Below are 16641 nucleotides of genomic sequence, written 5' to 3'. Positions count from 1 at the left end.
TCAGCCCTCACCGCCCTCTGCCGCGCGGAAGACCGGCAACTCCAACTCGTCGTCCGCATACAGGAATTCGAGCCGTACCGGCATGCCGATCCGCACCTTGTCGTAGGGGACGCCGACGACATTGCTGACGATCCGCACCCCCTCCGCGAGCTCGATCAGCGCGACCGCGTAGGGGCCGGGAGCGTCCGCGCCGTGCTCGGGCGCCGTGAAGGCGGGGAAGGGCGGATGGTGCATCACGACGTAGGAGAAGACCGTTCCCGCGCCGCTCGCCTCGACGGTGTCCCACTCCGCCGACCCGCAGGCATTGCACCCAGGCAGCCAGGGGAAACGCAGCGTCCGGCAGCCCGTGCAGCGCTGGATCAGCAGCCGGTGCCCGGCGACGCCCTCCCAGAAGCCGGCGTTGTCGCGGTTGATGACGGGGCGGGGCCGCCGGGCTCGGGGCTGCTGGGGTGCCTGCGACTGTTGGGGTGCCTGCGACTGCTCGGGTGCCTGCGACTGCTCGGCCTTCTTGGGGGGCCGTGCCGCCGGGGCGTACTTGAGGACCCGGAAGCGGTGCGTCCCGGCCGGCTCGCCGTCGGCGCGGATGTCCATCCGCGTGGTGATGAAGTGCCCGGTCCCCAGCTTCGTCGTCTTGCGCTCCGACACCGATTCGATCACCGCGTCGAAGGTGATCCGGTCACCGGGCCGCAGCGGCCGCAGATACTCCTGCTCGCAGTCGGTGGCGACGATGGAGGTGTACCCGGCGTCGTCCAGCAGCCCGGACAGTTCGCCGTACGCCCCCGAGCGGTCGATGTGGCCGGAGAGGCCCCCCATCGTCCAGGCCTGGAGCATGGTCGGCGGGGCGACGGCGTCCGGCCCCCGGTAGGCGGGGCCGGTGTCGCCCATGGCCTCACACCAGTGCCTGATCATCGGCTCGTTGACCAGGTCCTTGCCCACGCCGGCGCTCCCGGTCGGCCGGCCCTCATAGGCCTTGAGCTGCTCGTATGTGAGCTGCACCGGGCTCATCGCCGCCCCCTTCGCATCCCCAGCCGCATCGTCGCGACGATCTCCCGCTGGACCTCGCTCACTCCGCCCCCGAACGTGTTGATCTGCGCCGCACGGTTCATCCGCTCCAGCTCACCGCCCCCGAAGGCGCCCGGCGAACCGGCCCGCACCAGGGCGGCATCGCCCACCACCTCCTGGCACATCCGGTAGACCTCGACGGCGCTCTCCGTCCCGGCGAACTTGACGCCGCCGGCGTCGCCGGGGCTGAGCGTCCCGGCGCCCACGCCATCGACCAGCCGCCAGTTCAGCAGCCGGGTGGCGGCCAGCCGGGCGTGCGCCTCGGCGAGCCGGGACCGCACCCATGGACGGTCGGCGGGCCGCTCGCCGGTCTCCGCCTCCGGTGTACGGGCATGGGCCAGCGCCGCGTCGAAGGCGTCCTCGGCCTGCACCCCGATGGCGGCCAGCGCCACCCGCTCATGGTTGAGCTGATGAGTGATCAGCGTCCAGCCGGCGTTCTCCTCCCCGACGAGGTTCCCGGCCGGGACGCGGATGCCGTCGTAGTACGTGGCGGTGGTCGTCAGCCCGCCGACCGTCTCGATCGGCGTCCAGGAGAATCCGGGTGCGTCGGTGGGCACGAGGATGATCGAGATGCCCCGGTGCTTGGGGGCGTCGGGGCCGGTGCGGCAGGCGAGCCAGATCCAGTCGGCCTGATGGGCGTTGCTGGTGAAGCTCTTGGCGCCGTTGATCAGCCAGCCGGCATCACCACCGCCCCGCTCTCGCGCCGCGCGGGTGCGGAGCGCGGCCAGGTCGGTACCGGCCTCGGGTTCCGTATAGCCGATCGCGAAGACGAGCTCCCCGCTGAGGATCCGCGGCAGGAAGAAGTCCTTCTGCCGCTGGGTGCCGTACTTCATCAGGGTCGGGCCGACGGTGTTGAGGGTGACCATCGAGACCGGGGCGCCCGCGCGGTGCGCCTCGTCGAAGAAGACGAACTGCTCGTCGGGGCCGCGCCCCTGCCCTCCGTACGCGGTCGGCCAGCCCAGTCCCAGCATGCCGTCGGCGCCGATCCGGCGGAGCATCGCACGCTGCTCGGCGGGGTCCTCGACCGGCCCGTCCGGCAGCATCTCGCGGAAGTACGAACGGAGTTCGGTGCGCAACTGCGCCTGGCGCTCGGTGGGGGCGAGGTGCACGTCGGCGGCTCCCCTTCTGGTGGCCGTCCGCCCGGTGCGCAGGGGAGTCCTGGCGTACGAACGAGCGAGCGGGTTTCTGACTGTCCGTCAGAAACCCGCTCGCTGTCAAGGTCGGCGCGTGAACCCCGGAGAAGCCCCCTTCTCTCCGTGCCGGCCCTGACTCATCACCCCTCGGTCGGTCGCCGCTTCCCCTATGCGGCGTACCGGGTCACCAGAGGTTGGTGAAGTTGACGGTGGCGTTGGTCTGGTCGATACGCGTGGGGCCGGAGCCGTTCACGCTCGCGGTGTTGTTCTGGTTGGAGGCGCCGGCGCCGTTGGCGACCTGCTGACCGGTGGTCGAGTTACCGAAGTTGCTGCCTCCGACGCCCGTCCCCGTCTGGCTCGTCGCCGCCGAGCTCGACCCGTTGGTTGCAAAGCCGCCGTTATCGGCCTGCGCCACGCCCGTGAAGAGTGCGGCCGCGAAAGGCAGTGCGGCAACAACGGCGATGACGCGGGCGGTACGGGTGCTTGCCATGTCTATTCCTCCTACGGAACACGACTTCTGGATCGATGGAACTCCGCTTGCTCACCGGGCAGTTGGCCGACCACCCCGGTGCTTGCTTCGACGTCGCGCACTCAGGCTTGCCCATGAATCCCCGGCGAACCCGTCGCGAAGGGGCGATTCCCCCGCAAGCATGAGGAACCCCGGGTAAACCCCGGCCGCCGCACGACGCCCGCCGGCACTCGCCTCCACGCCACGGCATCCCGCCAGAGCCCGCCCCGCGCCGACTCCGTGCGCCCCGCACGCCCGGCCGCCACAACCGGCGCGCGGGCCGGTTCGGGCGCGCCCCCCTTCCCTTCGTCGAACATTCGTACGAAACTAGAGCCATGGCCCTGCACCGACGCCATACCGGAACACCGACGGAGGACCGGCCCGCTCCGCGGCCTGGCCTGCGGGCCGAGCCGTGCCCTGAGGTGCGGCCGGATCCGCGGGCCGCCGAGCCGCGCCCTGGGCTTCGACGCGATCCGCAGGACGAGGTTCGGCGGCCCGCGGATCGAACCGAGCACCGGCCTGCGGTTGCCCCCGGGCCCCGGCCCTCGGATCGACCCGCCGAGCCCACCGCCGGACCCCGGCCTGCGGAGCGCCCCCAGCAGCCCGATGGCCCCCGCCCCGCCCCGCCTCTCGGCCGCCATCCCACCGGGCCCGCGGATGCGCACGCCGCGGCCCTCGCCCATGCCCTCCTCGCCGCCGAGCGCGGCTACCCCGTCATCCCGCTGACCCGCAACAAGCTTCCGGCCCTCCGGTCCCCGCACCGCGGGCATCCCGAGGTCCCGCCCTGCCGCGGCGAGTGCGGCCGGCTCGGGCACGGCGTACACGACGCGAGCACCGACCCGCTCGGCGTCCGCCGGATGTTCGCCGCCGCCCCCTGGGCCACCGGCTACGGACTCGCCTGCGGGCGGCCCCCGCACCACCTCATCGGCATCGACCTCGACACCAAGAACGGTGCCGATGGCCTGACCGCCCTCCGCTTCCTCGCCGAACAACACGGCTTCCCGATCCCGCCCACGGTCACGGTCCGCACCCCCAGCGGCGGCCGCCACCTCTGGCTCACCGGCCCGCCGTCCCCCGCCATTTCGAATTCGGTCGGCCGGCTCGCCCCCGGCATCGACATCCGCGGCGCGGGCGGCTATCTCGTGGGCCCCGGCTCGCTCACCGCCCACGGGCGCTACGCCCTGGCACCGGGCGCCCCGCACCGCCCCGCCCCCGTGCCGGACGCCCTGCTCGCCCTCCTCACGGCCCCGCCCCCGTCCGCCCACCGCGAGTCCCCGCACGGCGTCCCGCCCCAGCCCGCCGCGGCGCTCGTACGTTTCGTCCGCGCCTCCCCGGCCGGTCAGCGCAATGCCCGCCTCTACTGGGCCGCCTGCCGCGCCGACGAGTCCGGCCTCGGCCGGGAACTCGCCGCCCGACTCACGGAGGCCGCCTGCCACACCGGCCTGTCCGCACAGGAGGCTCGCGCGACGATCGCCTCGGCGGCCCGCCGGCGGCAGGGGTAACCGGGAGCGGCGGCCCGCAGGGGCAGCGACGGTGGCGGCAGCCCGTAGGGGTACGCAGCAAGGGGTGGCGCACTCAGAGACAGTCACCAGGGAGGAGATGGAGCCGGGCGCAGACGGAGCCGGGCGCAGACGGAGCCGGGCGCAGAGGGAGCCGGGCGCGGAAGGAACCGGGCGCGGAAGGATCAGCTCCGACGCGCCTCGATCAAGAACCGGGTCGTGTGCGCCACGAACGCCCCCTCCGCACGGATCGACTCGTCCAACTCCCGCAAGCGCTCCCGGTATTGCGCCACCGTGAACCCGGGAACCATCCACACCACCTTGCGCAGGAAGTAGACGACCGCCCCGATGTCGAAGAACTCGGCCCGCAGCGACTCCGCGCGGAGATCGACCACCTCCAGGCCTGCCGCCTCGGCCGCCCGGCGTGCCTCCTCGGGGTGACGGGCCCGCCGTACGTCCTCCGGCTGCGGCCCCAGAAAGTACTCGACCAGCTCGAACACGCTGGCCGGTCCGACCTGTTGGGAGAAGTAGGTGCCCCCGGGCCGCAGCACCCGGGCGATCTCCTCCCACCACACGGTCACCGGATGACGGCTCGTCACCAGGTCGAACGCCGCGTCACCGAACGGCAGCGGCGGCTCGTCCGCGTCAGCCACCACGACCGCGCCGAGCGGATGCAACAGCGCGGTGGCCTTGGCGACATTCGGCGGCCAGGACTCCGTCGCCACCATCACCGGCGGCAGCTTCGGCGCCCCGGCGAGCACCTCACCGCCACCCGTCTGAATGTCCAGTGCCGCCGACGCCCCCGCCAACCGCTCGCGCATCGCCCGCTGATACCCCCACGAGGGCCGCTCCTCCGTGGCCCGCCCCGCCAGCCACGAGAAGTCCCACCCCTCGACCGATACGGCATCGGCCTCGGCCACCAGTTCCTCAAATGATCGCGTCATACCTACACAATCAATACGAAGGGACCGCCTGGCCAACGATTTACGCCCCGACCCGCTATTCGGCCACCAGGAATACGAGCTCCGGACGGTCCCACATCACTGCCGGCGGATTCGCCGGCACCGTTCCGACCGGCTGGGCGCCCACGCTGCGGTAAAACCCCTCGGCAGGCGGATGCGAGATCACCCGCACCCTGCCGATCCCGGCGCTCCGCGCCTCGCCCCGCATGTGCTCGACCAGCCGGCGCCCTATCCCGTACCCCTGTGCCTGGTCCGACACGAACATCAGGTCCAGCTCGGCCGGCTCCACCACGAGCGAATAGAACCCCAGGATTCGCTCACCGCGGCCCTCCTCACCGGGGATCTCCTCCACGGCGACAAACACCCGGTGCGCCGCGAGGTAATCCGGCCCCACCCGATACCCCTCGACCATCGAGGAATAGCGCCCCTCATAAGCCCGAGAGCTGCGCACAAGGCGGGTGAGCCGCCCGGCATCCCGCTCCTCGGCCCGCCGGATCAGCACATTTCCCCGGCGACCCACACCTGCCGCTCCCGCCCTCCGCGCACCCACGGTGACCTCTGCCCACTCTCCGCATCACGACTGGAATTCCATTCATCTTTCCGCCGCCACCCTACCGCCCGAATAAAACCCCATTGCCGCACGCTTCCCCTTTCTCCGGGAGCATTTACCGCCGCGCCACGCCCTCCGCATTTCAGCGGACCGAACGATTCAGAGGTCCGTGAGAGCGAAGGCGTCGGCGAGGGCGTGGTATCCGGCGTCGTTGGGGTGCAGCCCGTCCTGATAGACGTAGCCGGGCCGGGGCCGGTCGGGGTGAGCCGGGTCCGCCAGGGCCCGGTCGAAGTCGACGACCGCGTCGTACGCCCGGCTGGTACGGATCCAGTGGTTGACCTGCTGACGCAGGCGCTCGACCTTGGCGGAGTAGCCCGGGTACCCCTTCAGCGGAATCACGGTGGCACCGATGACCTTGATGCCCCGCTCATGCGCGGCCCGCACCAACTCCTGGTAGCCGTCAGTGATCTGACGTGCCGAGACCGGTGTGTGCGACGACGGGAGACAGGGGCCCTTGGACCAGTTGGCGCCGATGTCGTTGCCCCCCAGCTCAAGGATCACCGTCCGCACGCCCGGCCGGCCCAGGACGTCCCGCCGAAACCGGGTGGTCCCCTTCTCACCGAAGCAGGAACTGCTGGTCAGCAGCATGTTTCCGGCGATCCCGGTGTTGACCACTCCGAGCCCGCGGCCGGCAGCGACCAGCCGTTCGGCGAGAGCGTCGGTGTACCGGCCGTCGGCGTCCGGTGTGGAGCCCACACCGTCGGTGGCGGAGTCGCCCCACGCCACCACCGTGTTCCGCTTCGGCCGGAAGGGACCGAAGACGTCGATCCCGCTGAGGTAGTAACTGGACTGCGAGGTACGGGTGTAGGCCTTGGCCAGCACATCGTCGAGGTGATTGCCGGTGGCCCGGTACGAGGTTGCCTGCCCGACGCGGTGGAAGGTGGCCGGGCCGGTCCGCCCGGCGAAGTACAGGGTGACCACCAGCTTCTCCAAACGGGACGTGGACAGCGCCACCACATCGCTGACGGCCTCCCGGCCGGCCGGGACGACCGTCGAGCCGGAGTGCCGGAAGGTCAGCTTCCGTATGGTTCCCGGCCAGGCCTGGCCACCGCCCCCGGACCGGGCGACCACCGCCCCGTCCACCCGCAACGGCGCGTTCCCGAACCGGTTGGACAGCCTGATCCGCAGCTGCGACCCACCGGTGCTGATCCGGACGACCTGACGGACCGACTGACCGTGAAAGCCCTTCTTCGACCAGTTCGGGGCGTCCCCCTCGGCTCCGTCGACGGGCTGCTGCACCGCCGCGCCCCAGGTCTGCGTCCAGCGGGACCGCGGCGCCGCGGGGTGGGCGTCAGCAGGAGGAGCACCCACCGCCGGGATGACCGCCGCCACCAGGAGCACCGCATATTTGACCGGAAGGAACCGGGAGAGATCCATGAACCGCTCGCTTTCGTGTCACCAGGAAAGGACTACGGGCCGCCATGGCACCGGACCGGCTTCTGCCGCTCCCCGCCAGGCACATCCGCAGTCTCGGCCCGGCCCGGACGCTTCCACATCTGCCGTTCGGCAGAGATTCCGGCAGAAAGAACTCGGCGCCCCCGAGGCGCCCACGCACATGTCAATCAGCAACGGACCTCGGGCATTGATCCCAGGTATTGATGCCAGGCTTTGAGGTCAGGCTTTGAGGTCAGGCTTTGAGGTCAGAGATTGACATCGGGACTGGACGTCAGGACTGGACGTCAGAAATCGACGTCAGAAATCGGCGTCAAGAATGGACGTCCCCCGAGGAGCGCAAACACGTCCAGCCGCTGGTCGAGCGAGCGAGGCAGGGAACAGCAGTACCCGACGGCGCGCGCGTATACGTGGGACGGGAGCGCGAGGCAAAGCCGTGGAGCCGACCGGCCCGGCCACACCCACACGGCGAGGGCCCGCGTCGACGTGTCCGATCAGGCGGCATGCGCAGCGGGGCTCTGCAAGGTCTCGCCGGCCGTCCGGACGAACTCGTTGTAGGTCGCGGCTGCGGATCTGAGGTCGGCGCGATACTCGGTCCTCCAGTTTTCCCTTTCCTGTCGACGCGCCTGCTCCTGCCCTCCGGTGAGCGGATGGGCCTGGTCGGGTTGCCGGCCCACAGCATCGCTCCAGCCGATCAGTGTCCCGCCAACGGCCTTGATACGGGTCCGGAGTTCACCTCCGATGTCCTGCATCGGCTGAGGTCCCCAGAACCCGAGCTGGCTTATCGCGGCTTCCAGCGCCACCACCGCAGCCCGCATCGTTTGCTTGTCCTCTTCGGCAAGCGGCGCCCCTCCTTTCAATTGCTTCACGGCCGTTGGGAAGGTCACGCCGACCGCCACGTAAAGCTCCACAACGCGCGCGTAAAGAGCCTGCCTCTGCTGCCGGACCCAGTGAGCATGTTCGACGGCGCCCTGGTCCTGTACCTGCCGCAAAGCAGCCGTGGCAGTCGTCTCCGCTGCTCGCAGGCTCCCGCGCGCGCTGATGACCCCTCCACCGAAGGCTCCCACTACGCCCCCGAAAGCCGCAGCGAGGCCGGCGATCAATGCTGCTATCCCCTCATTCATCGCTCCATGATCCTGGGTGGCGGCGCTTCGTGGAGAGGATCCGCCCACTCGCTGCAGACGGACCTTGGCCGCCTTCCTCAACCAGGCTCTCGTGCGACGGCCCCGACAAGGCCCGCCCGCAGGACGTACGCGAGTACAGCGCGAGCGCCGGCGGGTGGACCCGCCACCCCTCCACCCGGCTCGTCCCCGGTACCCCGAAAGGGAGCCCGCTGATGGACCATGAACTGCGCGAGAGGAAGTGAACGAGGCATACCGGTGAATGCCGTCAGGCGCCCTTCCCGAAGTACGTTCGCAGCTTCTTGAAGCCCCGATAGACCGCGTAGGCGCCGCAGACCGCAAAGAAGATGAGGGCAATGATCGCCTCCGAGAGCGACGTGTTGCCGTGGGAGCCGCTATGCGTTCCGATCCTGCGGCTCTTGTAGCTCTTGGTGGTCTTGGAACCGCGGGCGAGATTCACCTTGCTGACGCCACCGCTGCTGAAGCCGCTGTGACTGCCACTGCCCCCGCTCCGCTCGAACGCGACGTTCGAGACCGAGCTACCCGACGGCGCCGCATGGGCGGCCGTGGCCGGTGCCACCCCGAACAGGGCACCGAGCAGCAGAAGTGTGGTGGCCAAGCGCATAAAGAAACCCCCTGGTTGCCGGCGTGCCCGCGCCCGTGCACGGCGTTGCAGGCTAGGGCACGCGGAGGGCGGGTTTCCTACCGGGGTAACGCGGTGGCGCGGGCGCCATAGGCCGCATTGCGGCTGGGAGCACGTCCGCTCACTGGTCAGCGAGGCGGACAGCCACGACGCCGCGCCCGCGCCGTCGGCATCGACGGAGAGCTCGACGGGCGAGGCACCGCCACAGCCGCCGCCATCCGCCCTGTCCGGGCCCGCGTCACACGCGATCGTCTCGCTGTGGATCAAGGCGGGCGTGGACCCGGTGGAGGTTGCCCGACGGGCCGGCCACAGCGTGGCCGTGCTTTACCGCTTCTACGGCAAGGTGCTCGACGGCAAGCAGGACCAGGCCAACGAGCGGATTGAGCGGGCCCTCCGGGAAGCCGAGTAAGCCGGGTTCCTCGTCCACACCCCGTCCACACGGGCTGATACACGGCGGGCCGGGGCGACCCTGAGTGAGACAACATGCGAATGGGCGACGGCCCCGGGTCGCTCCGGAACCGCCGCCCACCTGCATGTTTATCTACCTCTGCGGAGGCTGTGGGATTTGAACCCACGGTGACGTTGCCGCCACGACAGTTTTCAAGACTGTTCCCTTAGGCCGCTCGGGCAAGCCTCCCCGCGGCACCGGCACGCGGGGTGCGCGGGTGTCGCGGGATCAGACTAGCGCGTCACTTGTCGCCTGTGCGCTGGCCCAGGGTGACGTGGGCGGTGCGCTCCTTGCCGCCGCGCTTGTAGGTCAGGGTGACCTGGTCGCCGGGCTTGTGCTGCCAGATCTCGCTGATGAGGGTGGGGCCGCCGTCGATCACCGTGTCGTCGAGCTTGGTGATGGTGTCGCCGGGCTTCAGGCCCGCCTTGTCGGCCGGGCCGTTCGGGGTGACCGCTTCGGAGCCGTTGTTGCCGGTCCGGGCGATGGTCGCGCCGTTGCCGGTGTCCCGCATGCCGACCTGGACGCCGATCTGGGGGTAGACCGGCTTGCCGGACTTGATCAGGTCCTGCGCCACCCGGCGCGCCTGGTCGATGGGGATCGCGAAGCCCAGGCCGATGCTGCCGGACTGCTGGGACTCGCCGCCCATTCCGCCGCCGTTGCCGGCCGACTGGATGGCGGAGTTGATGCCGATGACATTGCCGGCGGCGTCCATCAGCGGGCCGCCGGAGTTACCGGGGTTTATCGAGGCGTCCGTCTGCAGGGCGCTCATGTACGAGGCACTGGTGCCGCCGCCGTCGCTGGAGGCCACCGGGCGGTCCTTGGCGCTGATGATGCCGGTGGTGACCGTGCCGGACAGGCCGAAGGGCGCGCCGATGGCGATCGTGGCGTCGCCGACCTGCACGTTGGAGGACTTGCCGAGCGGGAGCGGGTTGAGCGGGGCGCCGGAGGCGTTCTTCAGCTTGATCACGGCGACGTCGTAGCCCTGGGCATGGCCGACGACCTCGGCGTCGTACTTCTTGCCGTTGGAGAACGTCGCGGTGAGCTTGCCGCCGTCGGCCGCACTGGCGACGACGTGGTTGTTGGTGAGGATGTGGCCCTGCTTGTCGTAGATGAAGCCGGTGCCGGTGCCGCCGTCGCCGGTGGCACCCTGCGCCTCGATCGTCACGACGCTCGGCAGCGCCTTCTGCGCTATCCCGGAGACGGACGTGGGCTTGCGGTTCAGTGCCCCGGGGTCGCCGGACGCGGAGACCGTCGTGGAGGCGCTGTCGTTCTGGCCCGCGGCCCAGAAGCCGATGCCGCCGCCGACACCGCCGGCGACCAGCGCGGCCACCAGGACAGCAGCGATCAGGCCGCCGTTGCGCCGCTTGGGGGCGGGGCTGCCGATCGTGCCCCAGGGGTCGCCGCCGCCACCGTAGGGAGGCTGCTGGCCCCAACCGCCGGCACCGGCCCCGGGGCCGGCCGCCGAGTAGGTGGGGAACTGGCTGGTCCGGTCGGCTGCGGGGTCGTCGCCGGGGTGGCCGTAGCCGGGCTGCGGAACCCGTCCGTCGCTGTACGGCGGCATCCGGCCCGGTTCGTCGTAGCCGGGGCCGGAGGCCGAGGGGACGGTCGGCGCGAAGTCCGGCGGCGGGGGCGCCGCGGGCGGGGCGCCGGGAGTCCGGGCGCCGGAGGCGGACGCGCTGTCCGGCTGCGGCCCGGTCGGTGGCTTGGCCTCCGACGGGACGGCGGCTCCCTCGTTCTCGGTGCTCACAGCTCTCTCCTCAGCTTCACGACTTTCGGCGGCCACGGCCCTGGCAGGAGGGTCTCCTTCTGCCGCGTGCCCCGGCCACCTGTGTGTCCGGGGCGGGCCGCTTCTTCCGGGGCTTGCAGTTCGGCCGGACCCTGGGGGTGCGTCCGGGTGGTGCGGTTCGTCGGTCCGGCGGGCCGTGCGGTCCGCCGGGTGGTGCGGTCCGGAGGCCCGCGGGCCTCCGGGTCGGATCTTCCGGTCCGGCGGGCCTGGCGGGCCCTCCGGGACGTACAGCTCCCCCTTGCCGCACGGGGGACCCGGTACTCCAGGATTAAGGATCCGGGCAGTACGGGCGAGTCCCGGCCCGCAGATCCAGGGTCCGCGGGCCCGAACCGCAGGCTCCGGCCCGCACATCCCGGCTGTCGCGAGTCCCGGTCCGCGGATCCGGCCCGGGTACTGCGGGCCGGACGGTACGGGCGAGTCTCCCTTCCAGCCTTTCCCACCGCGCGTCAGAGCGCCGTAAGCCGAGGCTGTGACTGTCCCCTCATCCTTTATGCCGGACAAAACCGGCGCATCCCCTGTTCTGCACCTCGGGGTACGCGCCCGGCGGCCCGGCAACGGTGGATGGCACGATAACGCGGTGACCTATGCACGCCCCGCCCAGGACGGCCGTCCGGGCCGTCCCGCCATTTCCGTCGTCGCCCACCGCGGTGCCTCCGAGGACGCTCCGGAGCACACCCTCGCCGCCTATCGCAGAGCGATCGAGGACGGCGCGGACGCCCTGGAGTGCGATGTCCGGCTGACCGCGGACGGCCATCTCGTCTGCGTCCACGACCGGCGGGTGAACCGCACCTCCAACGGGCGCGGCTCGGTCTCCGCCCTTGAGCTCGCCGATCTCGCCACGCTCGACTTCGGCTCCTGGAAGGGCGACGGGTCCGCGAACGAGGCGCCGGACCGGCAGCACGAGGATCCCGAGCGGACCTCCGTACTGACGCTGGAGCGGCTGCTGGAGCTGGTCGCGGACGCCGACCGACGGGTCGAGCTGGCCATCGAGACCAAACACCCCACCCGCTGGGCCGGACAGGTGGAGGAGCGGCTGGTCGAGCTGCTCGCCCGGTTCGGGCACACGAAACCGGCCATGCGCACCGACTGGACCTCTCCGGTCCGGGTCATGAGCTTCTCGGCGCGCTCGCTGCACCGCGTACGGGCCGCGGCCCCCGACATTCCCGGGGTCTACCTGATGCAATTCCTCACCCCACGGCACCGCGACGGCCGGCTCCCGCCCGGCGTCGGCATCGCGGGCCCCGGGATGCGGATCCTCCGCGCGCACCCCGAGTACGTCGCCAGGGCGCACCGCGCCGGCCACCGGGTCCACGTCTGGACCGTCAATGACGCCGCCGATGTCGAGCTGTGCCAGGAATTGGGCGTGGACGCAGTCATTACAAATCGCCCCAAACAGGTGCGAATGCAACTCGGCCTGGACTAAAGCCCTTCACAGGGTGTGCACCGGCGCATTCGGGCCGTATTCGGTTATGTCCAGTGCGTCACTGCGTGTCGCTTGGCCGGTTTCCGGTCCAGTCCATTGGGGAATTCATCCCGTGGCGTGGGGCAAAGGAGGTCTCGGGGGTGGCGTTGGTGGTGGCACAAGAGGTGCCGACGTCGTCGATCATGGCCGTACCCCATGGTCCAGTGGGTGTGGGCATGGCCAGGCGACGCATGCGTGAAGAGCTATTGGCAAGTGGCGTTCAGGACACCGTCGTCGATGACGCGGTTCTCGTCCTTTCGGAGCTGTTGAGTAATTCGTGTCGCCATGCGCGTCCGATACACGAAAACGGCTCACCGGGTTCCGTAACTCCCGGCGCAAAGGACGCGCCGTCGGCATCCGTGCGGGCCTCCTGGCGTATTGATGCGCAGGGCAGACTGACCGTCGCGGTCACGGACGGCGGCGGCCCGACCCGGCCCCTTCCGGCCACTCCGTCGGTCACGGCGCGCGGCGGCCGCGGGCTGGCGATCATCCGGTCGCTCGCCAAGGACTGGGGCGTACGCGACACCGCCGCCGGCGAGGTCACGGTCTGGGCGATTCTCTCGCTTCAAGGTGCGTTCGCTACGCGCGTGGACCTGACGCCCGATCTGCCGCCCTCGCTCGCCACGGGCGCGGGCGTGAGCAACGGGCACCCTCTGGGGCCGGCCTTCCCGGACTTCGACGATCTGACGTAGCGGCACCGGCCCCGGCCGCACACCGGGACACGCCGACGTCCGCCGCACCAGGGCGGGACACGGCCCGGTACGCAACCGAGCGCGACCTCGTACGCAATCCTCTAGGCTCGCGCCGAACCGCGTCCGTACGCCCAGGATCGACCAGGAGACTCCGTCGCCATGGCCAAGAAGCGCCGTCCCCAGCCCCAGGCCGCAGCATCGCAGATCAAGGACGGCGAGGTGCCGGTCGTCGGCGCTCGTGAGCCCTGCCCGTGCGGCTCCGGCCGCCGGTACAAGGCCTGTCACGGGCGACAGGCGGCACACGCCGCCACCGAGCTCGTGCAGCGCCCGTTCGAGGGCCTGCCCGGTGAGTGCGACTGGGTGGCCATGCGCGAGCTGGTGCCCGCCGCCACCGCCGAGTTGACGCTGAAGGGCGGGCTGCCCGAGGGCGTCCCGTCCGTGACGCTGGCGACCGTGCTGCCGATGGCGTGGCCCGCGCTGCGCCGCGACAACGGCGCGGTGCTGCTCGGCCTGCAGAACGACACCGCCTCCGGCGACCTCAGCCGCGACCTCGCGGACACCCTGCAGCGCGCGCTGGCCACGGAACCCGGCAACCCGGTCGCCGCCGAGCGGAACAGCGCCGACGGCCCGCGGCTGCAGGATCTGCTCGACCCGGACGCGGCGTTCGAGCCGACCGTCCACACCGGCTTCGAGTTCTGGGTGGAGAACGCCGAGAACGCCACCGGCGAGGTCGCCGCCTCTCTGGAGCGGGCCAACGCGGCGGCCATCCCGACCGCCCGGATCCCCGGCCTGGAGGGCGCGTACTGGTGCGAGGCCCCGGACAAGAACCATCTGCGCTGGGTCACCGCGCACCCCGAGGAGCAGCTGCTGGACGCGCTCGCCCGGCTGCACGCGGCAGGCGCCACCTCGCTCGGTGAGGGCACCCGTCTGGTGGGCTCGTTCCGCGCCCACGGCCTGGTCGTCCCGGTCTGGGACCTGCCCTCGGAGATGGGCGCCGACGAGGTCGCCAAGCCGGCCGCGGCGTTCGCCGAGCGGCTGGCCGAGGCCCTGGCGAAGGACACCCCGCTGACCCCCGAGGAGCGCCGGGCACGCGGCGGGCTCACCAACCGTCAGGTCACCCTGAGCTGACCGTGCCGCCCCTCGACCGTGCGGACCGGACGCCCCGGGGACCCCAGGCGTGACGCCTGTCACAACTCCCCGTACCTGCCGGTAAATAGGCGTCCGGAAATCCACGATCGAATTTGCGAACCGCCGATCTCTTGTTACGGTTCTAAAAGCCCGGTCGCTGGTGCATCCCCCGTCGCCAGCGACCGGGCGCTTCCATGTCCGGAACCAGGCATTCCGCTTGGCTCGGCCGGACCTCGGCGGCCCCGACCCCTCAGTGGTCCGAACCGCTGTCTCCCGCGGACGAGTTGCTGCCGGACCGCAGCAGCAGCCGCTCCCCCGCCGCATCGGCGATCTCCGCCACCGCGGTGTACGGCAGCCGGCTCCTGTGCACGGTCGGGGCGGACGGCGTCTCGCACACGCCCGGTGCGCCGCCCGCCGGCACCTCACAGTTCACCTGGACGGCCCTGTCGTCCGGCCGCAGCAGCGTCAGTACGGCGCGCAGCCGGTCGCCGGTGCGGTTGCGGTAGTACGTACGCCCCCAGGTCAGACCGTCCTCGGCAAGCACGCAGGTCTGGGCCTCGATGCCCTGGGGGGCGGTGAGTTCGGGGCCGCAGCGGGAGGTGCGGCCGGTGAGGTGCGGCAGGGCCGGGCGGTCGGAGGAGCCGGGTGACCCCGTGGAGCCGAGGGTGGAGCCGACGGCGGCGAGGGGCATACTGCCTGGCTTGGTACCGCTCTCGCCCCTGCCTCCCTTGTCCTCCGTAGAGCTGTTTTCGGCCTTGGCTGCCTCCCCGGGACCCGTTCCCGGAGCCGCGGTGCCGGCCGGGCCGGCCATCGCGGCTCCCAGCGGCACGGCGATCGCGAGCAGCGCCGCGCCGGCGAGCCCGATCATGCGGATTTTCTGCGCACGCTGCATGGGCCCCACCTGCACTTGAGATGCCGCTGACGACGGCTTGACGGTGGGCCGAACCTATCGGCCGGCGGGGGTGCACCCGGGCACCCGGACGCCCGTTTCCCCGAGAGATCGGGGCAGGTCACACCCGTACGGGTGATCCGCCGCGGGGAGTTTCCGCCCGTCCGCCGGCCAACCGTCCGCCGTCCGGCTGCCGCCCGTCCCTCAGCCATCCGTCCGCCAGCCATCTGTCCGTCAGCCACCCGTCCACTCCACCGCTGATCGTCCGCCGGCATCCAGCGATGATCCGCCGATCACCTGGGACGGCGCCTGCGTGAGGCAGGCACCCAGGCAGCACGGGCTCAGGCGGGACGGGCCCAGGCGGGACAAGTACCCAGGCGCAACGGGCGCCTCACGCGCCACAGACACCCACCCACGACAGTCACCACCCACGACAGGCGCCCACCCACGGCCGGCATCCCGCACACAACGAGGGCGCCCGAGCACACATCGGGCGCCCAGGGCATGCGCGAGCGTCAGTACGCGAGCCGGCTGCCGCCGTCGGGGGTGCCGGTGCTCGCCGTGACCAGTGCGTCCACGATCGTGGCCACCTTCGGGAGCCAGGGCGCGGCCGGGGTGACGGCCGGCGGCCGCTCCCAGCGGACCCGGCCGGCGCCGATCTGGGAGGGCGGGAGCACCACATAGCCGCCCTCGCCGTGGAACCGCAGCGAGCTGGGCACCCAGTCCTGGGAGTGCAGCAGCTCGCCCAACTCCGGGAGGTCGTACGGCGATACGAGCAGCGACCAGCGGGTGGGCGTGGCCACCACGGGGCCGAGGCGTACGCCGAAGTGGTCCAGGGCCGCCAAGGCATGGGCCCCGGCCACGGCGGGCAGGCTCACCGCGCAGGGCGCACGGCCGCCGGTGGCCAGCACGACCGGGGCATCGGGGCGGTTCGTCCACCACCACCGCACCATCCGGCCATCGGTGGTGGCCGCCAGCAGTCCGGGGTCGAAGGGGTGCGCGCCGGGCACCACACAGTCGGGGTCCGGGCAGCTGCACCGACGAGTGATCCGTTCGCCGAGGCCGAGCCGGGCGCCGGCCGGCTGGCGGCCGCCGGATCCGAGTCCCACACCGGGAAGTACCGGCCACTGCCACTCGGTGGCGTAGTGGAGCGCCGCACCGAGCTGGGCCGACTTTCCGCCGCGCCGGAACAGGGGCTTGCGTCGCCTTCCGAGGATCTCGCGCATGAGCGCTCGTTCCTTTCCGTTAACGCCGAGGGCTTTGTCCATCGCACTGCATGGCTCTACATGTCCGGTTCACCATCGTT

Annotated in this window: 16 protein-coding genes and 1 tRNA gene; 5 read left to right on the top strand and 12 right to left on the bottom strand. The window is 71.4% G+C overall.

Annotated elements, in window-relative coordinates; genetic code table 11:
• The 3 genes from ACWGI6_RS01180 to ACWGI6_RS01170 form a co-directional block, all read right to left on the bottom strand.
• Window positions 1-1005, bottom strand: a complete 1005-nt coding sequence (locus ACWGI6_RS01180; protein WP_453265561.1) for a bifunctional MaoC family dehydratase N-terminal/OB-fold nucleic acid binding domain-containing protein — start codon at window positions 1003-1005, stop codon at window positions 1-3.
• A complete protein-coding gene (locus ACWGI6_RS01175; protein ID WP_453265560.1) occupies window positions 1002-2171 on the bottom strand; it encodes an acyl-CoA dehydrogenase family protein in 1170 nt (389 codons plus the stop codon). Before ACWGI6_RS01175 ends, ACWGI6_RS01180 begins: the two co-directional genes overlap by 4 nt.
• A 208-nt stretch (window positions 2172-2379) precedes the next feature.
• Window positions 2380-2685, bottom strand: coding sequence for a hypothetical protein (locus ACWGI6_RS01170; RefSeq protein WP_393904201.1), 306 nt, complete (start codon window positions 2683-2685; stop codon window positions 2380-2382).
• A gap of 353 nt (window positions 2686-3038) precedes the next feature.
• Here ACWGI6_RS01170 and ACWGI6_RS01165 point away from each other — a divergent pair, with 353 nt between their 5' ends.
• Window positions 3039-4205 (top strand): bifunctional DNA primase/polymerase, encoded by a 1167-nt coding sequence (locus ACWGI6_RS01165; protein WP_453265559.1) that lies wholly within the window; start codon window positions 3039-3041, stop codon window positions 4203-4205.
• A 182-nt stretch (window positions 4206-4387) separates the two neighbouring features.
• Here the strand turns inward: ACWGI6_RS01165 and ACWGI6_RS01160 are convergent, their stop codons facing one another.
• The 5 genes from ACWGI6_RS01160 to ACWGI6_RS01140 form a co-directional block, all read right to left on the bottom strand.
• On the bottom strand, window positions 4388-5146 hold the full coding sequence (locus tag ACWGI6_RS01160; protein ID WP_453265558.1) for a class I SAM-dependent methyltransferase: 759 nt from the start codon (window positions 5144-5146) through the stop codon (window positions 4388-4390).
• 55 nt (window positions 5147-5201) lie between these two features.
• Window positions 5202-5666 carry a GNAT family N-acetyltransferase gene (locus tag ACWGI6_RS01155; protein WP_453265557.1) on the bottom strand — a complete coding sequence of 155 codons (465 nt, stop codon included), beginning with the start codon at window positions 5664-5666 and terminating at the stop codon, window positions 5202-5204.
• Between the two features lie 207 nt (window positions 5667-5873).
• Window positions 5874-7151: an SGNH/GDSL hydrolase family protein gene (locus tag ACWGI6_RS01150; RefSeq protein ID WP_453265556.1), complete on the bottom strand. Its 1278-nt coding sequence runs from the start codon at window positions 7149-7151 to the stop codon at window positions 5874-5876.
• A 509-nt stretch (window positions 7152-7660) separates the two neighbouring features.
• Window positions 7661-8290, bottom strand: a complete 630-nt coding sequence (locus tag ACWGI6_RS01145; protein ID WP_453265555.1) for a hypothetical protein — start codon at window positions 8288-8290, stop codon at window positions 7661-7663.
• Between the two features lie 265 nt (window positions 8291-8555).
• Entirely contained in the window at window positions 8556-8906 is a 351-nt protein-coding gene (locus ACWGI6_RS01140; RefSeq protein ID WP_453265554.1) for a hypothetical protein, read from the bottom strand.
• A gap of 307 nt (window positions 8907-9213) precedes the next feature.
• Between ACWGI6_RS01140 and ACWGI6_RS01135 the strand changes: the two genes are divergently transcribed.
• Window positions 9214-9339 (top strand): hypothetical protein, encoded by a 126-nt coding sequence (locus ACWGI6_RS01135; RefSeq protein ID WP_453265553.1) that lies wholly within the window; start codon window positions 9214-9216, stop codon window positions 9337-9339.
• Between the two features lie 141 nt (window positions 9340-9480).
• Here ACWGI6_RS01135 and ACWGI6_RS01130 read toward each other — a convergent pair.
• Window positions 9481-9567: transfer RNA gene (locus ACWGI6_RS01130), tRNA-Ser, on the bottom strand.
• Between the two features lie 52 nt (window positions 9568-9619).
• Window positions 9620-11125, bottom strand: coding sequence for a S1C family serine protease (locus ACWGI6_RS01125; RefSeq protein WP_453265552.1), 1506 nt, complete (start codon window positions 11123-11125; stop codon window positions 9620-9622).
• 616 nt (window positions 11126-11741) lie between these two features.
• Between ACWGI6_RS01125 and ACWGI6_RS01120 the strand changes: the two genes are divergently transcribed.
• The 3 genes from ACWGI6_RS01120 to ACWGI6_RS01110 all read left to right on the top strand — a co-directional run bounded on the left by ACWGI6_RS01120 (window position 11742) and on the right by ACWGI6_RS01110 (window position 14446).
• On the top strand, window positions 11742-12587 hold the full coding sequence (locus ACWGI6_RS01120) for a glycerophosphodiester phosphodiesterase (protein ID WP_453265551.1): 846 nt from the start codon (window positions 11742-11744) through the stop codon (window positions 12585-12587).
• A 53-nt stretch (window positions 12588-12640) separates the two neighbouring features.
• On the top strand, window positions 12641-13318 hold the full coding sequence (locus ACWGI6_RS01115; protein WP_453265550.1) for an ATP-binding protein: 678 nt from the start codon (window positions 12641-12643) through the stop codon (window positions 13316-13318).
• 159 nt (window positions 13319-13477) lie between these two features.
• The gene (locus ACWGI6_RS01110) at window positions 13478-14446 is read left to right on the top strand and encodes a DUF5926 family protein (protein ID WP_453265549.1); all 969 of its coding nucleotides are present in this window, start codon (window positions 13478-13480) and stop codon (window positions 14444-14446) included.
• 250 nt (window positions 14447-14696) lie between these two features.
• On the opposite strand, the gene ACWGI6_RS01105 is transcribed toward ACWGI6_RS01110, so the two are convergent.
• Both ACWGI6_RS01105 and ACWGI6_RS01100 read right to left on the bottom strand, forming a co-directional pair.
• On the bottom strand, window positions 14697-15338 hold the full coding sequence (locus ACWGI6_RS01105) for a hypothetical protein (RefSeq protein ID WP_453265548.1): 642 nt from the start codon (window positions 15336-15338) through the stop codon (window positions 14697-14699).
• Window positions 15339-15850: 512 nt separating this feature from the next.
• A complete protein-coding gene (locus tag ACWGI6_RS01100; RefSeq protein WP_453265547.1) occupies window positions 15851-16561 on the bottom strand; it encodes a bifunctional DNA primase/polymerase in 711 nt (236 codons plus the stop codon).
• Window positions 16562-16641: the final 80 nt, after the last annotated feature.

The organism is Streptomyces sp. NPDC054786, from assembly GCF_053611685.1.
The sequence above is the reverse complement of the archived record's forward strand: the minus strand, read 5'-3'. Positions and strand labels throughout refer to the sequence as shown.

What these genes read in the sequence shown, in the direction of transcription:
- ACWGI6_RS01180 (WP_453265561.1), bottom strand. Translation starts at nt 1,005, where the DNA reads ATGAGCCCGGTGCAGCTCACATACGAGCAGCTCAAGGCCTATGAGGGC.
- ACWGI6_RS01170 (WP_393904201.1), bottom strand. Translation starts at nt 2,685, where the DNA reads ATGGCAAGCACCCGTACCGCCCGCGTCATCGCCGTTGTTGCCGCACTG.
- ACWGI6_RS01165 (WP_453265559.1), top strand. Translation starts at nt 3,039, where the DNA reads ATGGCCCTGCACCGACGCCATACCGGAACACCGACGGAGGACCGGCCC.
- ACWGI6_RS01160 (WP_453265558.1), bottom strand. Translation starts at nt 5,146, where the DNA reads ATGACGCGATCATTTGAGGAACTGGTGGCCGAGGCCGATGCCGTATCG.
- ACWGI6_RS01150 (WP_453265556.1), bottom strand. Translation starts at nt 7,151, where the DNA reads ATGGATCTCTCCCGGTTCCTTCCGGTCAAATATGCGGTGCTCCTGGTG.
- ACWGI6_RS01145 (WP_453265555.1), bottom strand. Translation starts at nt 8,290, where the DNA reads ATGAATGAGGGGATAGCAGCATTGATCGCCGGCCTCGCTGCGGCTTTC.
- ACWGI6_RS01110 (WP_453265549.1), top strand. Translation starts at nt 13,478, where the DNA reads ATGGCCAAGAAGCGCCGTCCCCAGCCCCAGGCCGCAGCATCGCAGATC.
- ACWGI6_RS01105 (WP_453265548.1), bottom strand. Translation starts at nt 15,338, where the DNA reads ATGCAGCGTGCGCAGAAAATCCGCATGATCGGGCTCGCCGGCGCGGCG.
- ACWGI6_RS01100 (WP_453265547.1), bottom strand. Translation starts at nt 16,561, where the DNA reads ATGCGCGAGATCCTCGGAAGGCGACGCAAGCCCCTGTTCCGGCGCGGC.